Genomic DNA, 15,418 nt, shown 5'->3' with positions numbered 1-15,418 from the left:
CAACAACGAACACGGTTTTGCGGGAGCAGTACGGATGTGGCCCTAATCACGCCCCTGGACCCGGGGCTCACCGAGGTCGACGACCGCGACGGACGCCTCCGGCAGCGCCACCGAGACCGGTCCGGAATGGTCGGAACCATCCGGGGTAAGAAGAATCGCCGGATCCGACGCGAGCAGCAGCCGTGGCGCGCCGCCGCCGGGACCGGGCATGGGGAGCACGACGGGCCCGTCACCGAGGTTCGCCGCCACGCACACCGGGCCGCGCCGCACGGTCAGCGCGCGCGCCGCCGCACCGCCCGCGGCCGCACCGCCCCCCGCCCCTCCGTGCGTCTCCACGGTCACGGCGGTCAGCCGGGGGTCGTTCAGTTCGGGCCGGGAGCGGCGCAGCGCGATCAGGTCGCGGTGCCATTCGAGCAGGTCGCGGTGCGGGGACCGGTCCGGCTCGGCCCAGTCGAGGACGGAGCGCCGGAACGTGTCCACAGCCTGTGGATCGGGAACCTCGCCGCTCCAGCCATGCCGGGAGAACTCGCGCCGCCGTCCCTCGCTCACCGCGCGCGCGAGGTCCGGATCCTGGTGGTCGGTGAAATAGCACCACGGGGTCGAGGCGCCCCATTCCTCGCCCATGAAGAGCATGGGCGTGAACGGCCCTAGCAGAAGCAGCGCCGCGCCGACCTTCAGCAGCCCGGGGGACGGCAGAAGGGCCCCTATCCGGTCGCCCGCCGCGCGGTTCCCCACCTGGTCGTGGTTCTGCAGGAAGCCGAGGAACCTGTGCGCGGGCGTTTCCCGGACATTGACCGGGCGGCCGTGGTGCCGCCCCCGGTAGGTCGACATCGTCCCGTCGTGGACGAAGGCCTTCGTGAAGGCCTTCTCCAGCGTTTCCAGGGAGCCGAAGTCGCAGTAATAGCCCTGCCTCTCACCGGTGAGCGCGGCGTGCAGGGCGTGGTGGAAGTCGTCACTCCATTGGGCGTCGAGGCCGTATCCGCCCGCTTCCCTGGACGTCACCAGGCGCGGGTCGTTCAGGTCCGATTCGGCGATGAGGAACAGTTCCCGGCCCAGGTGGGCCGAAAGCGCGGAGACGGCGCGTCCCATCTCTTCCAGGATGTGCACCGCGCCGTGGTCGGTGAAGGCGTGGACGGCGTCAAGGCGCAGGCCGTCCAGGTGGTAGTCGCGCAACCACATCAGCGCGTTCTGGACGACGAACGCTCGGACTTCGTCCGATCCTTCCTGGTCGAAGTTCACGGCGTCGCCCCAGGGCGTGGCGTGGGCGCTGGTGAAATACGGGCCGTAGCTTCCCAGGCGGTTTCCGTCCGGCCCTAGGTGGTTGTAGACGACGTCCAGGACAACGGCCAGGCCGCGCGCATGAGCGGCGTCCACGAAGCGCTTCAACCCGTCCGGGCCGCCGTACGGTTCGTGCGGCGCCCACAGGTGCACACCGTCGTAACCCCACCCGTGATGGCCGGGGAAGGACGCGACCGGCAGCAGTTCCACGGCGTCTATGCCGAGTGCCACCAGATGGTCGAGCCGTTCGATCGCCGCGTCGAACGTGCCCTCGGGCGTGAACGTGCCCACGTGCATCTCGTAAAGGACGCTGCCGGGGAGCGGGCGGCCGTGCCAGTGCCGGTCGGTCCAGGCGAACCGGCCGTGGTCGTACACGCGGCTCTGGCCATGGACGCCCTCGGGCTGCCATGGCGAGCGCGGATCGGGCAGTACTTCGTCGGCCTCGTCGAGGACGAACCCGTAGTCGGTCCCATGGTCGGCGTCCGCGACCTCGGCCTCCCACCGTCCCGAGGGCCGCGCGTCCATGGGGTACCGGGCGCCGCCGGCCACGACGTCCACGCGGCCGGCGGCCGGTGCCCACACTTCGAAACGGGCGCTCACCGATCGATCTCCCGGGGGACGAGCAGCGCGACGGGAAGGTGCTCGAACACGCGCGAGGCCTCCAGGATCGGGCCCATGTGCGTGCAGCCGGTGAGGACGTCCCGCCAGCCCTGGCGGTGGACGTCCACGCGGGTCCCCTTCCAGCCGCCGCGGCGCTCCAGGCCCACGGGGAGCCGGGTGGCGAGCGCGACGGCCTCGCCCCGCGCGAACCCGACGAGGTGATCGGCGGCGGGCCCGCGCGCGGTCACCGGCTCGTGCCGGGAGCCGGGCCCGAACCACTCCGGATGGGACCGGCGCAGCCGCAGCGCCCGCGAGGTGACGAGCAGCTTCTCGTCGTCCACCTCCTTGGGCTGGCGGCCGGTGTCGAGCCGGAACAGGTGCTCGCGGCGCCGCCCGTAGTCCACGGGCCGCCGGTTGTCGGGGTCGACCAGTGACAGGCCGGTCATCTCGCAGCCCTGGTAGACGTCGGGGACGCCCGGCATCGCGAGCTGGACGAGCTTCTGGCCGAGCGTGTTCACGCGGGCATAGGGGGCCAGCTTCGCCACGAACGACGTCATGTCGGTCACGAGGTCCGGATCGGCCAGGACGCCGCGCGCGTACTCCAGGACGGCCTCCTCGTAGCCGGAGTCCTGCTCGGCCCAGGACGTGCGCGTCTTGGCCTCGCGCATCGCCTTGGTGAGGAACTCCTCCAGCCTGCCGGTGGTGAGCGGCCACGCCCCGACGAGCGTCTGCCAGAACAGGTACTCCAGGTCCGGCTCCATGGGGGACGCGCCGGGACCCCAGTTCCGCCACCGGTCCACGTTCTCGACCCACTCGGCGGGCAGTTCCGACAGCACCGCCAGCCAGGCGCGCACGTCCTCCTCGCGCTTGGTGTCGTGCGTGGACAGCGTCGTCATCGTGAGCGGCCAGTCGCGCGCCACGCGAATGCAGAAGGAGTGGAAGTCCTCCTGGGCGACGCTGAACCGCCCTGGCGCGCCGCCCACCTCGTTCAGGGCGGCCATGCGGTTCCACCGGTAGAACGCCGTGTCCTCCACGCCCTTGGCGGCGAGGGGGGACGACGTCTGCTGGAAGCGCACGATGAACTCGGCGTCGGTGCGCTCGCCGCGTCCGAGGGCCAGGTCCACGACCACGTCGAGGTCGCCGTGCACGTCCTCCGGCAGATGCGCCCGCGCGCGGCGGGCGGCCTCGTTCACGACGTCGACGGCCTGCTGGGGAGCGTCCTCTCCGGGCACCACGTACGCGCGGTAGACGGGCATGGCGACCAGCAGCTCGACCAGGGCCCGTTCCAGGCCGGGACGGCGCTCGCCCACGACCCGGTCGAGGACGCGCTGGAGCCGCTCGATCTCGGGCTTGAGGCCGTGCGTGGCGGCGTGCATCCGCGCGTCCCGCTCGACCTCCTCGAAGTCGGCCGGGTTGCCCGTGAGCGCCACGTAGTGGTCGGTCAGCGGCTTCTCCCCGGCCGGGTCGACGAAGAGCCCGCCGATCATGCCGAGCGCGTCGTAGCCGGTGGTGCCCGCGCACGGCCAGTCCGCGGGCAGCCGCTCCTCGCCCTCGGTGATCTTCTCGACCAGCAGCCAGCGGTCCGGGGCGGCCTCGGCGAGCCGGCGCAGGTAGCCGCGCGGGTCGGCGAGCCCGTCGGGGTGGTCGACGCGCAGCCCGTCCACCATGCCGTCCCGGACCAGGCTCAGCAGCAGCGCGTGGGTGCGCTCGAAGACCTCCGCGTCCTCCTGCCGCAGCCCGATCAGGCCGGAGATGTCGAAGAAGCGCCGGTAGTTGGGCTCGCCCTCGCCGGGCGGCACGATCCGGCCGCCGCCCGCCTCCCAGTCGACGTCGAACCAGCGGGCGAACCGCGACCGCGGCCCCTCCGCCAGGACGTCCGCGAACGGCAGGCTCAGCTCGGCCGGTTCGGGGATCGCCATGTGGTTCGGGACGACGTCCACCAGCACCCGCAGCCCGTGCGCCCGGAACCGGGTCGCCATGGCGCCGAACGCCTCGGGCCCGCCGAGCTCCTCCGAGAGCCGGGAGTGGTCGACGACGTCGTAGCCGTGCGTGGAGCCCGGCGCGGCCTGCAGGACCGGCGACAGGTAGACGTGCGACACGCCGAGGGCCGCCAGGTAGGGGGCCAGCGCGGCGGCCTCGGCGAATCCGAAGTGCTCCTCGGGCGTCCCGCGGAGCTGGAGGCGGTAGGTCCCGGTCGGCGGCGCGGGGCGCGCGTCCTCCTCGGGGACGGGCCTGTCGGTCTGCTCTGGTCTTTCCGCCCTTTCGGGGCTGTGGTCCTCGGACACGGTCACCTCGGGGGGTTCGGCGACGGGGAGCGGTTCCTCGGGGACGGGCTCGGCCTGCGTGTCGTCGTCCAACGGCGTGTCGTCGTCCATGTGCGCGTCGTCGTCCATCAGCGTGTCGTGGTCCGTTCGGGCGTCGTCGTCCATGTGCGGGGTGTCCCTGCCTCAGAGCCGGCGGATGACCTGGATGGAGCGGGCGGCGACCGGCACGTTCTCGCGGGCCTTCACGACGGGCGACTCCTCCTCGGCGAGCAGCGGATCGGCGGTGTCGAGCACCTTCATCCACATCTGCCCGTACGGCGCGGGCGGAAGCGTGAACGGCAGGTCCCCGTCGTGGGCGTTGATGAGCAGCAGGAACGAGTCGTCCCTGACCTGCCGTCCGCGCCGGTCCGGCTCCCCGATCGCGTCGCCGTTCAGGAACACGGTCAGCGACTTGTTGAACCCGGCGGACCAGTCGTGGTCGGTCATCTGCGCCCCGCCGGGAGTGAACCACACGATGTCGGGCAGGTCCTCGGGCCCGGCCTCCGCGCGGGCGCGCTTGGAGCCCGCGTCGCCGCCCCGGAAGAACCGGCGCCGGCGGAGCACCGGGTGCTCGGTCCGCAGCTCCGAGAGGCGGCGGACGAAGTCGAGCAGCGGGCCGCGCTCGTCGAAGAACGTGTCGTCGCGCAGGCCCGTCCAGTCGACCCAGGACAGCTCGGTGTCCTGGCAGTAGGCGTTGTTGTTGCCGCTCTGCGTCCGGCCCAGCTCGTCGCCGTGCGACAGCATCGGCACGCCCTGCGACAGGAACAGCGTGGTCAGGAAGTTGCGCTTCTGCCGTTCGCGCAGCGAGATGATGTCCAGGTCGTCCGTCGGACCCTCGTGGCCGCAGTTCCACGAACGGTTGTCGTCGCTGCCGTCGCGGTTGCCCTCGCCGTTGGCCTCGTTGTGCTTGCCGTCGTAGGAGACGAGGTCGTGCAGCGTGAAGCCGTCGTGGCACGTCACGAAGTTGATCGAGGCGAGCGGGCGGCGGCCGTCGTCGGCGTAAAGGTCGGACGAGCCCGTCAGCCGGGACGCGAAGTCGGGCAGCGCGCCCGGCTGACCGCGCCAGTAGTCGCGCATGGTGTCGCGGTACTGGCCGTTCCACTCCGTCCACAGCGGCGGGAAGTTGCCGACCTGGTAGCCGCCCTCGCCCACGTCCCACGGCTCGGCGATCAGCTTGACCTGGGAGACCACGGGGTCCTGCTGGACGAGGTCGAAGAACGCCGACAGCCGGTCCACCGCGTGCAGCTCGCGGGCCAGCGTCGCGGCGAGGTCGAAGCGGAACCCGTCCACGTGCATCTCGGTCACCCAGTACCGCAGCGAGTCCATGATCAGCTGCAGGACGTGCGGGCTGCGCATGAGCAGGCTGTTGCCGGTGCCCGTGGTGTCCATGTAGTAGCGGGCGTCGTCCTCGGTGAGCCGGTAGTACGAGGCGTTGTCGATGCCGCGGAACGACAGCGTCGGCCCGAGGTGGTTGCCCTCGGCGGTGTGGTTGTAGACGACGTCCAGGATCACCTCGATCCCGGCCTCGTGCAGCGACTTCACCATCGCCTTGAACTCCAGCACCTGCTCGCCGCGCTGCCCGGACGAGGAGTACTCGTTGTGCGGCGCGAAGAAGCCGAGGGTGTTGTAGCCCCAGTAGTTGCGCAGGCCCCGGCTGGTCAGCGCGTCGTCGTGGACGAACTGGTGGACGGGCATCAGCTCGACCGCCGTCACCCCGATCGAGCGCAGGTGCTCGGTGATCACCGGATGGCCGAGCGCCGCGTAGGTCCCGCGCAGCGCGGGCGGGATGTCCGGATGCCGGGCGGTCAGGCCCTTGACGTGCGCCTCGTAGATCACCGTCTCGTGGTACGGGGTGCGGGGCGGGCGGTCGTCCCCCCAGTCGAAGTACGGGCTGACCACCACCGAACGCATCGTGTGGGGCGCCGAGTCGGCGTCGTTGCGCGACCACGGGTCGCCGAAGTCGTACCCGAAGCACGCCTGGTCCCAGTCGACCTGGCCCTCGACGGCCTGCGCGTACGGGTCCAGGAGCAGCTTCGAGGGGTTGCAGCGCAGGCCCCTCGCAGGGTCGTAGGGGCCGTGCACCCGGAACCCGTAGCGGCGGCCCGGCATGACGCCCGGGAGGTAGCCGTGCCACACGAAGGCGTCCACCTCCGGCAGCGCCAGCCGCGTCTCCTCGCCCTCGCCCGCCGGCCCGTCGAACAGGCACAGCTCCACTTTCTCTGCCACCTCGGAGAAGACGGCGAAGTTCGTCCCCGCGCCGTCGAACCGGGCCCCCAGGGGGTAGGCGTCACCCGGCCAAACCTGAGCCAATTGTTCCGCCCTTCGTAGGGTGCGGCACCGGGCGCCCCGTCCGCGCCACGTACCGGGGGCCGCACCCGGGAAGCCCTTCCCCCTGGGGGATAGATCACACCGATCGGGACCCCACTGGCCAGAACGGACATCCGTGGGTTACGTTAGGGGAGCCTTACCTTAATGAGGGCGCCCTTAGCGGCCCCGGTCGGGCACGCTGCGAACAGGACGAGCCGCAACGGAAGGTCTCCCACCGGAATGTACGTCTGCATCTGCAACGCCGTCACGGAGGACGACGTCCACGGCTGCATGGCGAGCGGTTGCACGACCGCCAAGGCCGTCAAGGCCGCCTGCGGGTTCAAGCCGGGCTGCGGGCTGTGCACCAAGCGCATCCACACGATGGTCAGCGAGTACCGCGCCTCCGCGGCGCTCGCGGACGCCCTGGCCGGCGGCCCGCACACCCTGGCGTCCGTCCCCGGGGCGCCGCTCGCCGACCCCCGCCTCCCGGAGCCGGCGCGGGTCATGGGGCAGGGCGCCGAGGGCGCGCCGGCCTCGTCGACCGCCGCCTGATCGTCGCGGTTCCGGCACGGGGCGCCATGAATCGGACACGCACTGTGTAGGGTTCGGTACTGTCCCGGATCCGGTCCGGCATGGAAGCATGGGGTCCATGGAAGGCGACAACGACATCATCGCGCTGCTGAACGAACAGCTCACCGCGGAGCTCACGGCCATCAACCAGTACTTCCTGCACTCCAAGATGCAGGAGAACTGGGGCTTCACCCGCATCGCCAAGCACACCCGCGACGAGTCCTTCGACGAGATGCGGCACGCGGAGCGGCTCACCGACCGGATCCTGTTCCTGGAGGGGCTGCCGAACTACCAGAAGCTCGGCACCCTGCGCATCGGGCAGACGATCGTCGAGCAGCTCAAGGCGGACCTGGAGATCGAGATGGAGGCCGTGGCCCGGCTGCGGCCCGGCATCGAGCTGATGCGCTCGCGCGGCGACGTCACCTCCGCCCGGATCTTCGAGGACATCCTCGCCGACGAGGAGGAGCACATCGACTACCTGGAGACCGAGCTGAGCCTCGTCCAGGCCCTCGGCGAGCAGAACTACCTCCAGCGCCTCACCGACTCGCCCGGCGAGGGCGGCCCGAGCCCCGTCTGAGCTACGGCGCCTGCCCGCCGCTCCTGCGCAGCACGTACGGCTGGACGATGCCGAGGCCGCGGACCGGGCGCCTGACGATCCGCGTGACCTCGTAGCCCGGCGCGTTCTCCAGGCACGCCGCCAGCTCGGCGTCGATCACCACCGCGCCCGGCCGGGCGAGGGAGGTGAGCCGGGCCGCGAGGTTCACGGTCGTGCCGAAGACGTCGCCCATCAGCGGCAGGACGGGCCCGTACGCGACGCCGACCCGCACGTCCGGGACCTCCGTCTCGTCCTGGATCGCCGACGCCACCGTCAGCGCGATCTCCGCCCCGATCTCCGGCGTCCCCGCGCTGAACAGCACCTCGTCGCCGAGCGTCTTCACCAGCCGGCCGCCGCAGGAGGCGATGATGTCGGCGGCGGTCTCCTCGAACCACTCCACCACCCGGGCCAGCTCGATCTCCTCCAGCTCCCGGCTGACCTGGGTGAAGGAGACCATGTCCGCGAAGCCGACGGTGGTCATCGGCCGGCCCGTGGGATCGCCGTTCTCCCGGCTCGCCGCCGCGGCCAGCGCCCGCGTCCCGGCGGCGGCGAGCTGCCGCCGCCAGGCGTGCACCACCAGCGGCTCGAAGTCGCCGATGTGCTTCTCGGCGATGTCGACGACCGTGTCCACCGCCTGCGCGGACGGCGCCTCGTTCAGGTCCTGCGTCAGCATGCTGCGCAGCAGGTTGACCTGCCACTCGGCCAGCCGCGTCATGGTCTGGCCGAACGCCCGGACGAGCCGGATCACGCCGTCCTCGTCCAGGATCCCGTCGTCGACGAGCCTGCGGAGCCGGTCCAGCGCCGCCACGTCGCCCTCGGTGTAGGCGATCGTCTCGTCGGGCATCGACGGGTAGCCGAACGCGCGCCAGATCCGCCCGGCGAAGTCGCGGGAGACCCCGGACTGCCGGACGGCCTCGACGCGGTTGTACCGCAGCTCGCCCCCGAGCAGGAGCTCTTCGATCTCCTTCGGATCCGGCAATCCGGCCGCCATCATCCGCCCCTCAGTCCGCCGCCGCCATGGGCCGTGGCTGCGGCGTCGTGGATCGGTACCCGAACATATCGTCGCAGATCAGCATCAACTTCAATGGCCGGATGGCGGATCGTCCCTCCCCGTTCACCGGACGTGCACCACATCGCCCGCGCTGACGGCGCGCTCGCCGCCCGGTCCGGCCACCACGAGCCGGCCCGCCTCGTCCACGTCCCGCGCCGTCCCGGCCAGCCGCTCGCCGCCCGGCATCTCCACCCGGACCTCGCGTCCGAGGGTCGCGCACAGGTCCCGGTACGCGGTACGCAGCCCGCTGCTCTCCGGATCACCGCCGAGCGCCGTCCACTCCTCGTACCAGGTGGCGAACTCGCGGAGGATCGCGCGCAGCAGGGGCGCCCGGTCGCTGAGCGGCGCGCCCTCGATCGCCAGGGACGTCGCGGTCGGCACCGGCAGCTCGTCCTCGCGCAGCCCGACGTTCAGCCCGACCCCGACCACGAGCCCGCCGTCGACCATCTCGGCGAGGATCCCGGCGAGCTTGCGGTCGCCGACCAGCACGTCGTTCGGCCATTTCAGGCGCACGTCCACCGCGACGTCGCCGCCCTCCCCGAGGAACCCCTCCCCCGCCTGCGACCAGGCGGTCATCCGCCGGAGGGCGGTGGCGACCGCCACCCCCGCCAGCAGCGACGCCCAGGCGAACCGCGTCGGCGGCACCGCCGGGCGCAGCAGCATCGAGAACGTCAGCCCCGAGCGCGGCGGCGCCGTCCAGCTCCGTCCGAGCCGGCCGCGGCCCGCCGTCTGGAGCTCGGTGACCAGCACGCTCCCCTCCGGCGCCCCCTCCCGCGCCCGCTCCGCGAGGTCGGCGTTCGTGGACCCGGTCTCCTCCACCACGCGGACGTCCCGCCACAGCCCGCCCTCCCGCACGAGCGCGCGCCGCAGCGCCCCCTCGTGCAGCGGCGGCCGGTCGAGGTCCCCATACCGTGAGTCGCTCACACCTCCAATCCAACCCCATGACGAGTTCGATCTTGGGACCGGCGTCCGGCGGCGGGGAACGCCCTCGTTAGGGTGCCCTCATGGATGGTGTGACGCTGCGGCGCGACGGGCACGTCGCGGAGATCGTGCTGGACCGGCCCGAGGCCCTCAACGCCCTGTCGACCGCGATGGCGCGGCGCCTCGCCGCCGTGTGCGCCGAGGTCGCGGCCGACGCCTCGGTCCGCGCGGTGGTGCTCTCCGCCTCCGGGGAGAGGGCGTTCTGCGTGGGCGCCGACCTCAAGGAGCGCAACGCGATGACCGACGAGGAGATCCTCGCGCAGCGCCCGGTCTTCCGCGCGGCGTTCGGCGGCGTCCTGAACCTGCCGCAGCCGGTCGTCGCCGCCGTGCACGGCTACGCCCTCGGCGGCGGCTGCGAGATCGCGCTGTCCGCCGACATCATCGTCGCGGACGAGTCGGCCGTGTTCGGGCTCCCCGAGGTGAGCGTCGGCCTCGTGCCCGGCGGCGGCGGAACCCAGCTCGCCCTGCGCCGCCTCGGCCCCGGCAAGGCCGCCGACCTCGTCTTCACCGGCCGCCGCCTCGGCATCGAGGAGGCCCTCGCCTACGGCCTCGCCGACCGCCGCGTCCCCGCGGGCACGGCCCGCGAGGAGGCCCTCGGCACCGCCGAGGTGATCGCCCGCAACTCCCCCACCGCCGTCCGCGCCGCCAAGCGCGCCATGCGCCTCGGCGGCGGCACCGGCCTCGACGCCGCCCTGGACCTGGAGGAGAACGCCTGGCGCACGGTCGCCTTCTCCGCCGACCGCCGCGAGGGCATCGCCGCCTTCAACGAAAAGCGAAAGCCCAACTGGCCGTGTTAACCCAGGGGGGCGACCCCCTGGAACCCCCGTCACGAGCCGGGCGATCCTCACGCCACGGTTTCGGTTTCCGTGCCCGTGCGGGTTGGTGCGTGGCGCTGCGGTCGCCCGGCTCGGCGGGTCGGGCGACCTCCAGGCGCCTAGGGCGCCTTCCGGCCGCCCGACCCGCGGCCTCGCTCAGGTCGATTCCAACAGCGCTGTGACGTGGCACGTCCAAGAGCGTTTTGCGTGACCCTTCCAAGACTGTTAGGCGGGCGTGTCCGGGTGGCCCTTGTGCCGGTCCGGCTGGGTGGCGAGTCTGATCACTCTCAGCCCGTGTTCTGCAGGCCCGCGGCGACTCCGTTGACCGACAGGAGGAGCAGGTCCTGCAGGTGGGCTCGTTCCGTGTCGTCTTCCACGCCCGCGCGGAGCGCCTTCAGGGCTCGCAGTTGGAGGTGGGAGAGGGCGTCGACGTAGGGGTTGCGGAGCTCGACCGCGCGGGAGAGGACCTTGCGGTTCTCCAGGAGGCGGTCGTGGCCGGTGACCGCCAGGACCAGTCGGCGGGTGCGGTCGTACTCGGTCAGGACGGTCTCGGACAGCTCGGGGCGCTCGCCCAGGGCCAGGTACCGCTCGGCGATCGCGCGGTCGGACTTGGCGAGGCTCATCTCGGCGTTGTCGAGGAGGGTGTTGAACAGCGGCCACGCCTCGTAGGCCTCGCGCAGCTCGGAGACGTCGCGGCCGTCGTCGGACACGGCGGCCAGGCCGCTGCCCAGGCCGTACCAGCCGGGGAGGTTGACGCGGGTCTGCGTCCAGGCGAACACCCAGGGGATGGCGCGCAGGTCCTCCAGGCCGCGGGCGGCCTTGCGGCGGGCCGGGCGGGAGCCGATGCGCAGCTCGGCGATCTCCTCCAGGGGGCTGACCCGGGCGAACCAGAGGGCGAAGTCCTCGGTCTCGATGAGGCTCCGGAACGCCTCCCTGGCCGCCTCGCTGATCTTGTCGGCCAGCGGGCGGAAGCGGGCGGCGGCCTCGCGGGCGCGGTCCTGGACGGCGTCGGTCGAGGCGAGCAGGACGGCGCTGGTGACCTGCTCGACGTGCCGCTTGGCGATCTCGGCGTGGCCGTAGCGGGCGAAGATGACCTCGCCCTGCTCGGTGACCTTGAAGCGGCCCGCGACCGAGCCCGGCGCCTGCGCGAGGATCGCGCGGTTGGCGGGGCCGCCGCCGCGGCCGAGGGAGCCTCCGCGGCCGTGGAACAGCGTCAGCTTCACGTCCGTCCGGGCCGACCACGCGGCGAGGGCCTCCTGCGTGTCGTACAGCCGCAGGGTGGCGCTGGCCGGGCCGAGCTGCTTGGCGGAGTCGGAGTAGCCGAGCATGACCTCCAGGCGGCGGCCCGTGTCGTCCAGGCGGCGCCGGACGGCCGGGATCTCCAGCATCCCCTCGAGGACGGACGGCGCGCGTTCGAGGTCCTCGCCCGTCTCGAACAGCGGGATCACGTCCAGGACGGGCGCGCCGTCACCGAGGGACTCGGCGAGGGCGTGCACGTTCGCGATGTCCTCGGCGGAGCGGGTGAAGGAGACGATGTAGCGGTGGCAGGCGCGGACGCCGAACCGCTGCTGGATCCACGCGATGACCCGCAGCGTCTCCAGGATCTCCTCGGTCATCTCCGAGCGCGCGCCCCCGGAGCGGACCTCCTCGATCGCCTTCTCGTGCAGCTCGGAGTGCTGGCGGATCTCCAGCTCGGCGAGGTGGAAGCCGAACGTCTCGACCTGCCAGATCAGCTGCTGGACGCGCCCGTAGGCCTGCCGGGGCGCGCCCGCGGCGGCGAGGGAGCCCTGGACGGCGCGCAGGTCGGCGAGCAGCTCCTCCGGGGAGGCGTAGGCGAGGTCGGCGTCGCGCTCGCGGGTCGCGGCGATGCGGGCGGCGGCGTGCAGGAGGAACTGGCGGTGCGGCTCGCCGGGCGAGCGCTTGGCCAGGTCGCCGACGAGCCGGGGGTGGGCGGTGCGGGCGGCGGCGAGCGCGTTCAGCAGGTCGCCGGACGCGGGGGTGGTCGACTCGTGGACGGTCAGCTCCCGCCCGATCCGGGCGCAGGCCGCCTCCAGGGCGCGCAGGACGTGGTCGGCCTGGATCATGACGGCGTCCCGGGTGACCTGCGCGGTGACGTAGGGGTTGCCGTCGCGGTCACCGCCGATCCAGCTGCCGAACCTCAGGTAGGGGCGGGCCTTCGGGGGGCGGGCGCCGGAGCCCTCGCCGTCCCCTTCCAGGGCGCGGTCGAGGGAGCGGTAGACGTGCGGGACGACCCGGAAGATCGTCTCGTCGAACGCGGCCATCGCGGTGCGGACCTCGTCCAGCGGGTCCATCTGCGAGATCCGGCGCAGCGCGGTCCGCCACAGCAGGTCGATCTCCTCGCGAAGGCTGCGCTCGGTCTCCTCGCGCTCGCTCGCGCCGGGGTCGCCGTTCAGCCGGGCCAGCAGGTCGCTGATCCGCTGGATGGCGGTGACGACCGCGCGGCGGCGGGCCTCGGTGGGGTGCGCGGTGAAGACCGGGCGGAACTCCAGGCCCTCCACCACCGCGTCGAGCCGGCCGTCGCCCGCGGCGCGGATCTCCTCGACCGCGGCGGCGACGGAGCCGGGGACGGTGCCGCCGGTGTCGCGCTCGCGCAGCGTCCGGATGCGGTGGTGCTCCTCGGCGAGGTTGGTCAGGTGGAAGTACACGGTGAACGCGCGGGCGACCTCCCTGGCGCGCTCCAGCGACCAGCCGTCGACGAGTCCGGCGACCTCGTCGCCGCCCGTCTCGCCGCGGCGGGCCGCGATCACCGCGTGGCGCAGCCGCTCGACGTCGTCCAGCAGCCCTGGGCCGCCGTACTCGACGAGGGAGTCGCCGAGCATGGCGCCGAGCAGGCGCACATCGCGTCGCAGCGGTTCCGGCATGTCCTGGCGGAGGAGGTCTCGCGTCTTCGTGGCCACTCGCCAAAGGGTAACGAAGCACCGCGGGGCGGCCCTCCACCGGCCGTCCCCGTCCCGGTCAGCGGGCCCCGGCCGCGAGCGCGGCATCAGCGGGCGGTTACCCTGGCGCGCATGGCGATGGAAGCCCCTGAACCCCCGGTGGAGTACGACGTCCACACCACGGCGGGAAAGATCGCGGACCTGGAACGGCGCCGGTACGAGGCGGTGCACGCCGGTTCGGCGCGCGCCGTCGACAAGCAGCACGCCAAGGGCAAGATGACGGCCCGGGAGCGGATCGACGCGCTGCTCGACCCCGGCTCGTTCGTCGAGTTCGACGAGATGGCACGGCACCGCTCCACCAGCTTCGGGATGGAGAAGAACCGCCCCTACGGCGACGGCGTCGTCACCGGGTACGGGACGGTCGACGGGCGTCCGGTCGCGGTCTTCAGCCAGGACTTCACGGTCTCCGGCGGGTCCCTCGGCGAGGTCTTCGGCGAGAAGATCTGCAAGGTCATGGACCACGCGGTCAAGACCGGCTGCCCGGTGATCGGCATCAACGACTCCGGCGGCGCGCGGATCCAGGAGGGCGTGGTCGCGCTCGGCCTGTACGCGGAGATCTTCAAGCGGAACGTGCACGCCTCCGGCGTCATCCCGCAGATCTCCCTGGTCATGGGGCCGTGCGCGGGCGGCGCGGTGTACTCGCCGGCGATCACCGACTTCATCGTCATGGTGGACCAGACGTCCCACATGTTCATCACCGGGCCGGACGTCATCAAGACGGTCACCGGCGAGGAGGTGACCATGGAGGACCTCGGCGGCGCGCACTCGCACAACTCGCGCTCCGGGGTCGCCCACTACCAGGGGTCCGACGAGGACGACGCGATCGAGTACGTCAAGGCGCTGCTGTCCTACCTGCCGTCGAACAACCTGTCGGACCCGCCCGCGTTCGACGTGCCCGTCGACCCGGCGGAGACCGACGACGAGCTCGACTCCCTCATCCCCGACTCGCCGAACCAGCCGTACGACATGCACACCGCCATCGAGCACGTGCTGGACGACGGCGAGTTCCTGGAGGTCCAGGCGCTGTACGCGCCCAACATCATCGTCGGCTTCGGCCGGGTCGAGGGCCACTCGGTCGGCATCGTGGCGAACCAGCCGATGCAGTTCGCCGGGACGCTCGACATCGACGCCTCCGAGAAGGCCGCCCGGTTCGTCCGGACCTGTGACGCCTTCAACATCCCGGTGCTGACGTTCGTGGACGTCCCCGGCTTCCTGCCCGGCACCGACCAGGAGTGGAACGGGATCATCCGGCGCGGCGCGAAGCTGCTGTACGCCTACGCCGAGGCCACGGTCCCGCTCGTCACGGTCATCACCCGCAAGGCCTACGGCGGCGCCTACGACGTCATGGGGTCCAAGCACCTCGGCGCCGACATCAACCTGGCGTGGCCGACCGCGCAGATCGCCGTCATGGGCGCGCAGGGCGCGGTCAACATCCTGTACCGGCGCGAGCTGGCCGCCGCGGACGACCCCGACGCCCGCCGCGCCGAGCTGATCACCGAGTACGAGGACGCGCTCGCCAACCCCTACATCGCGGCCGACCGCGGCTACATCGACAACGTGATCAAGCCGTCCGAGACGCGCGGTCAGGTGGTGCGGGCGCTCAGGGCACTGCGCGAGAAGCGCAAGACGCTCCCGCCGAAGAAGCATGGGAACATCCCGCTCTAGCGGGGAAACGCCCGGAAGGTGGGAGGTCTCGTGACCGCCGACAGCAAGCCGTTCCTCCAGGTCGTCCGCGGCGACCCGAGCCCGGAGGAGGTCGCGGCGCTCGTCGCCGTGCTCACCGCCCGCGCCAGGGCCGCCGGCGCGTCCCGCGCCGGCGCCGGCGCGGGCGCCGCGCCCTCGCGCTGGGCCGACCGCACGCGGCTCGTGCGCGCCGCGCTCGCGGGCGGGCCGAGGCCGCGGGGGCCCGGTGCGTGGAGGGCGAGCGGCCTGCCGCGCTGACGCAGGGCCCGGGCCCCGCC

At 72.5% G+C, this 15,418-nt stretch carries 11 protein-coding genes; 5 read left to right on the top strand and 6 right to left on the bottom strand.

Annotated elements, in window-relative coordinates:
• Positions 1 to 42: 42 nt before the first annotated feature.
• Genes treZ through glgX form a run of 3 tightly spaced genes read right to left on the bottom strand, consistent with a single transcriptional unit; the run spans position 43 to position 6,491 of the window.
• A complete protein-coding gene (gene treZ / locus FKD65_RS29770; protein WP_141581012.1) occupies positions 43 to 1,878 on the bottom strand; it encodes a malto-oligosyltrehalose trehalohydrolase in 1,836 nt (611 codons plus the stop codon).
• Complete coding sequence (gene treY, locus FKD65_RS29765) at positions 1,875 to 4,307, bottom strand: malto-oligosyltrehalose synthase (protein WP_141581009.1); 2,433 nt, start codon at positions 4,305 to 4,307, stop codon at positions 1,875 to 1,877. Before treY ends, treZ begins: the two co-directional genes overlap by 4 nt.
• An 18-nt stretch (positions 4,308 to 4,325) precedes the next feature.
• The gene (glgX, locus tag FKD65_RS29760) at positions 4,326 to 6,491 is read right to left on the bottom strand and encodes a glycogen debranching protein GlgX (RefSeq protein WP_141581007.1); all 2,166 of its coding nucleotides are present in this window, start codon (positions 6,489 to 6,491) and stop codon (positions 4,326 to 4,328) included.
• A gap of 237 nt (positions 6,492 to 6,728) precedes the next feature.
• Between glgX and FKD65_RS29755 the strand changes: the two genes are divergently transcribed.
• Entirely contained in the window at positions 6,729 to 7,040 is a 312-nt protein-coding gene (locus tag FKD65_RS29755; protein ID WP_141581005.1) for a bacterioferritin-associated ferredoxin, read from the top strand.
• Positions 7,041 to 7,137: 97 nt separating this feature from the next.
• Positions 7,138 to 7,635 (top strand): bacterioferritin, encoded by a 498-nt coding sequence (bfr, locus tag FKD65_RS29750; RefSeq protein WP_141581003.1) that lies wholly within the window; start codon positions 7,138 to 7,140, stop codon positions 7,633 to 7,635.
• A gap of 1 nt (position 7,636) precedes the next feature.
• Here bfr and FKD65_RS29745 read toward each other — a convergent pair whose 3' ends face one another.
• Positions 7,637 to 8,644 carry an adenylate/guanylate cyclase domain-containing protein gene (locus FKD65_RS29745; RefSeq protein WP_141581001.1) on the bottom strand — a complete coding sequence of 336 codons (1,008 nt, stop codon included), beginning with the start codon at positions 8,642 to 8,644 and terminating at the stop codon, positions 7,637 to 7,639.
• Positions 8,645 to 8,767: 123 nt separating this feature from the next.
• On the bottom strand, positions 8,768 to 9,628 hold the full coding sequence (locus FKD65_RS29740) for a biotin--[acetyl-CoA-carboxylase] ligase (protein ID WP_141580999.1): 861 nt from the start codon (positions 9,626 to 9,628) through the stop codon (positions 8,768 to 8,770).
• An 80-nt stretch (positions 9,629 to 9,708) separates the two neighbouring features.
• Here FKD65_RS29740 and FKD65_RS29735 point away from each other — a divergent pair, with 80 nt between their 5' ends.
• The gene (locus FKD65_RS29735) at positions 9,709 to 10,482 is read left to right on the top strand and encodes an enoyl-CoA hydratase/isomerase family protein (RefSeq protein ID WP_141580997.1); all 774 of its coding nucleotides are present in this window, start codon (positions 9,709 to 9,711) and stop codon (positions 10,480 to 10,482) included.
• A 305-nt stretch (positions 10,483 to 10,787) separates the two neighbouring features.
• Here the strand turns inward: FKD65_RS29735 and FKD65_RS29730 are convergent, their stop codons facing one another.
• Positions 10,788 to 13,382 carry a phosphoenolpyruvate carboxylase gene (locus tag FKD65_RS29730; RefSeq protein WP_240810371.1) on the bottom strand — a complete coding sequence of 865 codons (2,595 nt, stop codon included), beginning with the start codon at positions 13,380 to 13,382 and terminating at the stop codon, positions 10,788 to 10,790.
• Between the two features lie 147 nt (positions 13,383 to 13,529).
• On the opposite strand from FKD65_RS29730, the gene FKD65_RS29725 reads away from it, so the two are divergent.
• Entirely contained in the window at positions 13,530 to 15,122 is a 1,593-nt protein-coding gene (locus FKD65_RS29725; RefSeq protein ID WP_205718286.1) for an acyl-CoA carboxylase subunit beta, read from the top strand.
• A gap of 30 nt (positions 15,123 to 15,152) precedes the next feature.
• Positions 15,153 to 15,398 (top strand): acyl-CoA carboxylase subunit epsilon, encoded by a 246-nt coding sequence (locus tag FKD65_RS29720; RefSeq protein ID WP_141580993.1) that lies wholly within the window; start codon positions 15,153 to 15,155, stop codon positions 15,396 to 15,398.
• Positions 15,399 to 15,418: the final 20 nt, after the last annotated feature.

The organism is Actinomadura sp. WMMA1423 (assembly GCF_006547145.1).
In the GTDB taxonomy this organism is placed as follows: Bacteria; Actinomycetota; Actinomycetes; order Streptosporangiales; family Streptosporangiaceae; genus Spirillospora.
Note: the sequence above shows the minus strand (reverse complement) of the source record. Positions and strands in the feature narration are given on the sequence as shown.

What these genes read in the sequence shown, in the direction of transcription:
- FKD65_RS29755 (WP_141581005.1), top strand. Translation starts at nt 6,729, where the DNA reads ATGTACGTCTGCATCTGCAACGCCGTCACGGAGGACGACGTCCACGGC.
- treY (WP_141581009.1), bottom strand. Translation starts at nt 4,307, where the DNA reads ATGGACGACGACGCCCGAACGGACCACGACACGCTGATGGACGACGAC.
- FKD65_RS29730 (WP_240810371.1), bottom strand. Translation starts at nt 13,382, where the DNA reads ATGCCGGAACCGCTGCGACGCGATGTGCGCCTGCTCGGCGCCATGCTC.
- FKD65_RS29745 (WP_141581001.1), bottom strand. Translation starts at nt 8,644, where the DNA reads ATGGCGGCCGGATTGCCGGATCCGAAGGAGATCGAAGAGCTCCTGCTC.
- FKD65_RS29725 (WP_205718286.1), top strand. Translation starts at nt 13,530, where the DNA reads ATGGCGATGGAAGCCCCTGAACCCCCGGTGGAGTACGACGTCCACACC.
- FKD65_RS29735 (WP_141580997.1), top strand. Translation starts at nt 9,709, where the DNA reads ATGGATGGTGTGACGCTGCGGCGCGACGGGCACGTCGCGGAGATCGTG.
- bfr (WP_141581003.1), top strand. Translation starts at nt 7,138, where the DNA reads ATGGAAGGCGACAACGACATCATCGCGCTGCTGAACGAACAGCTCACC.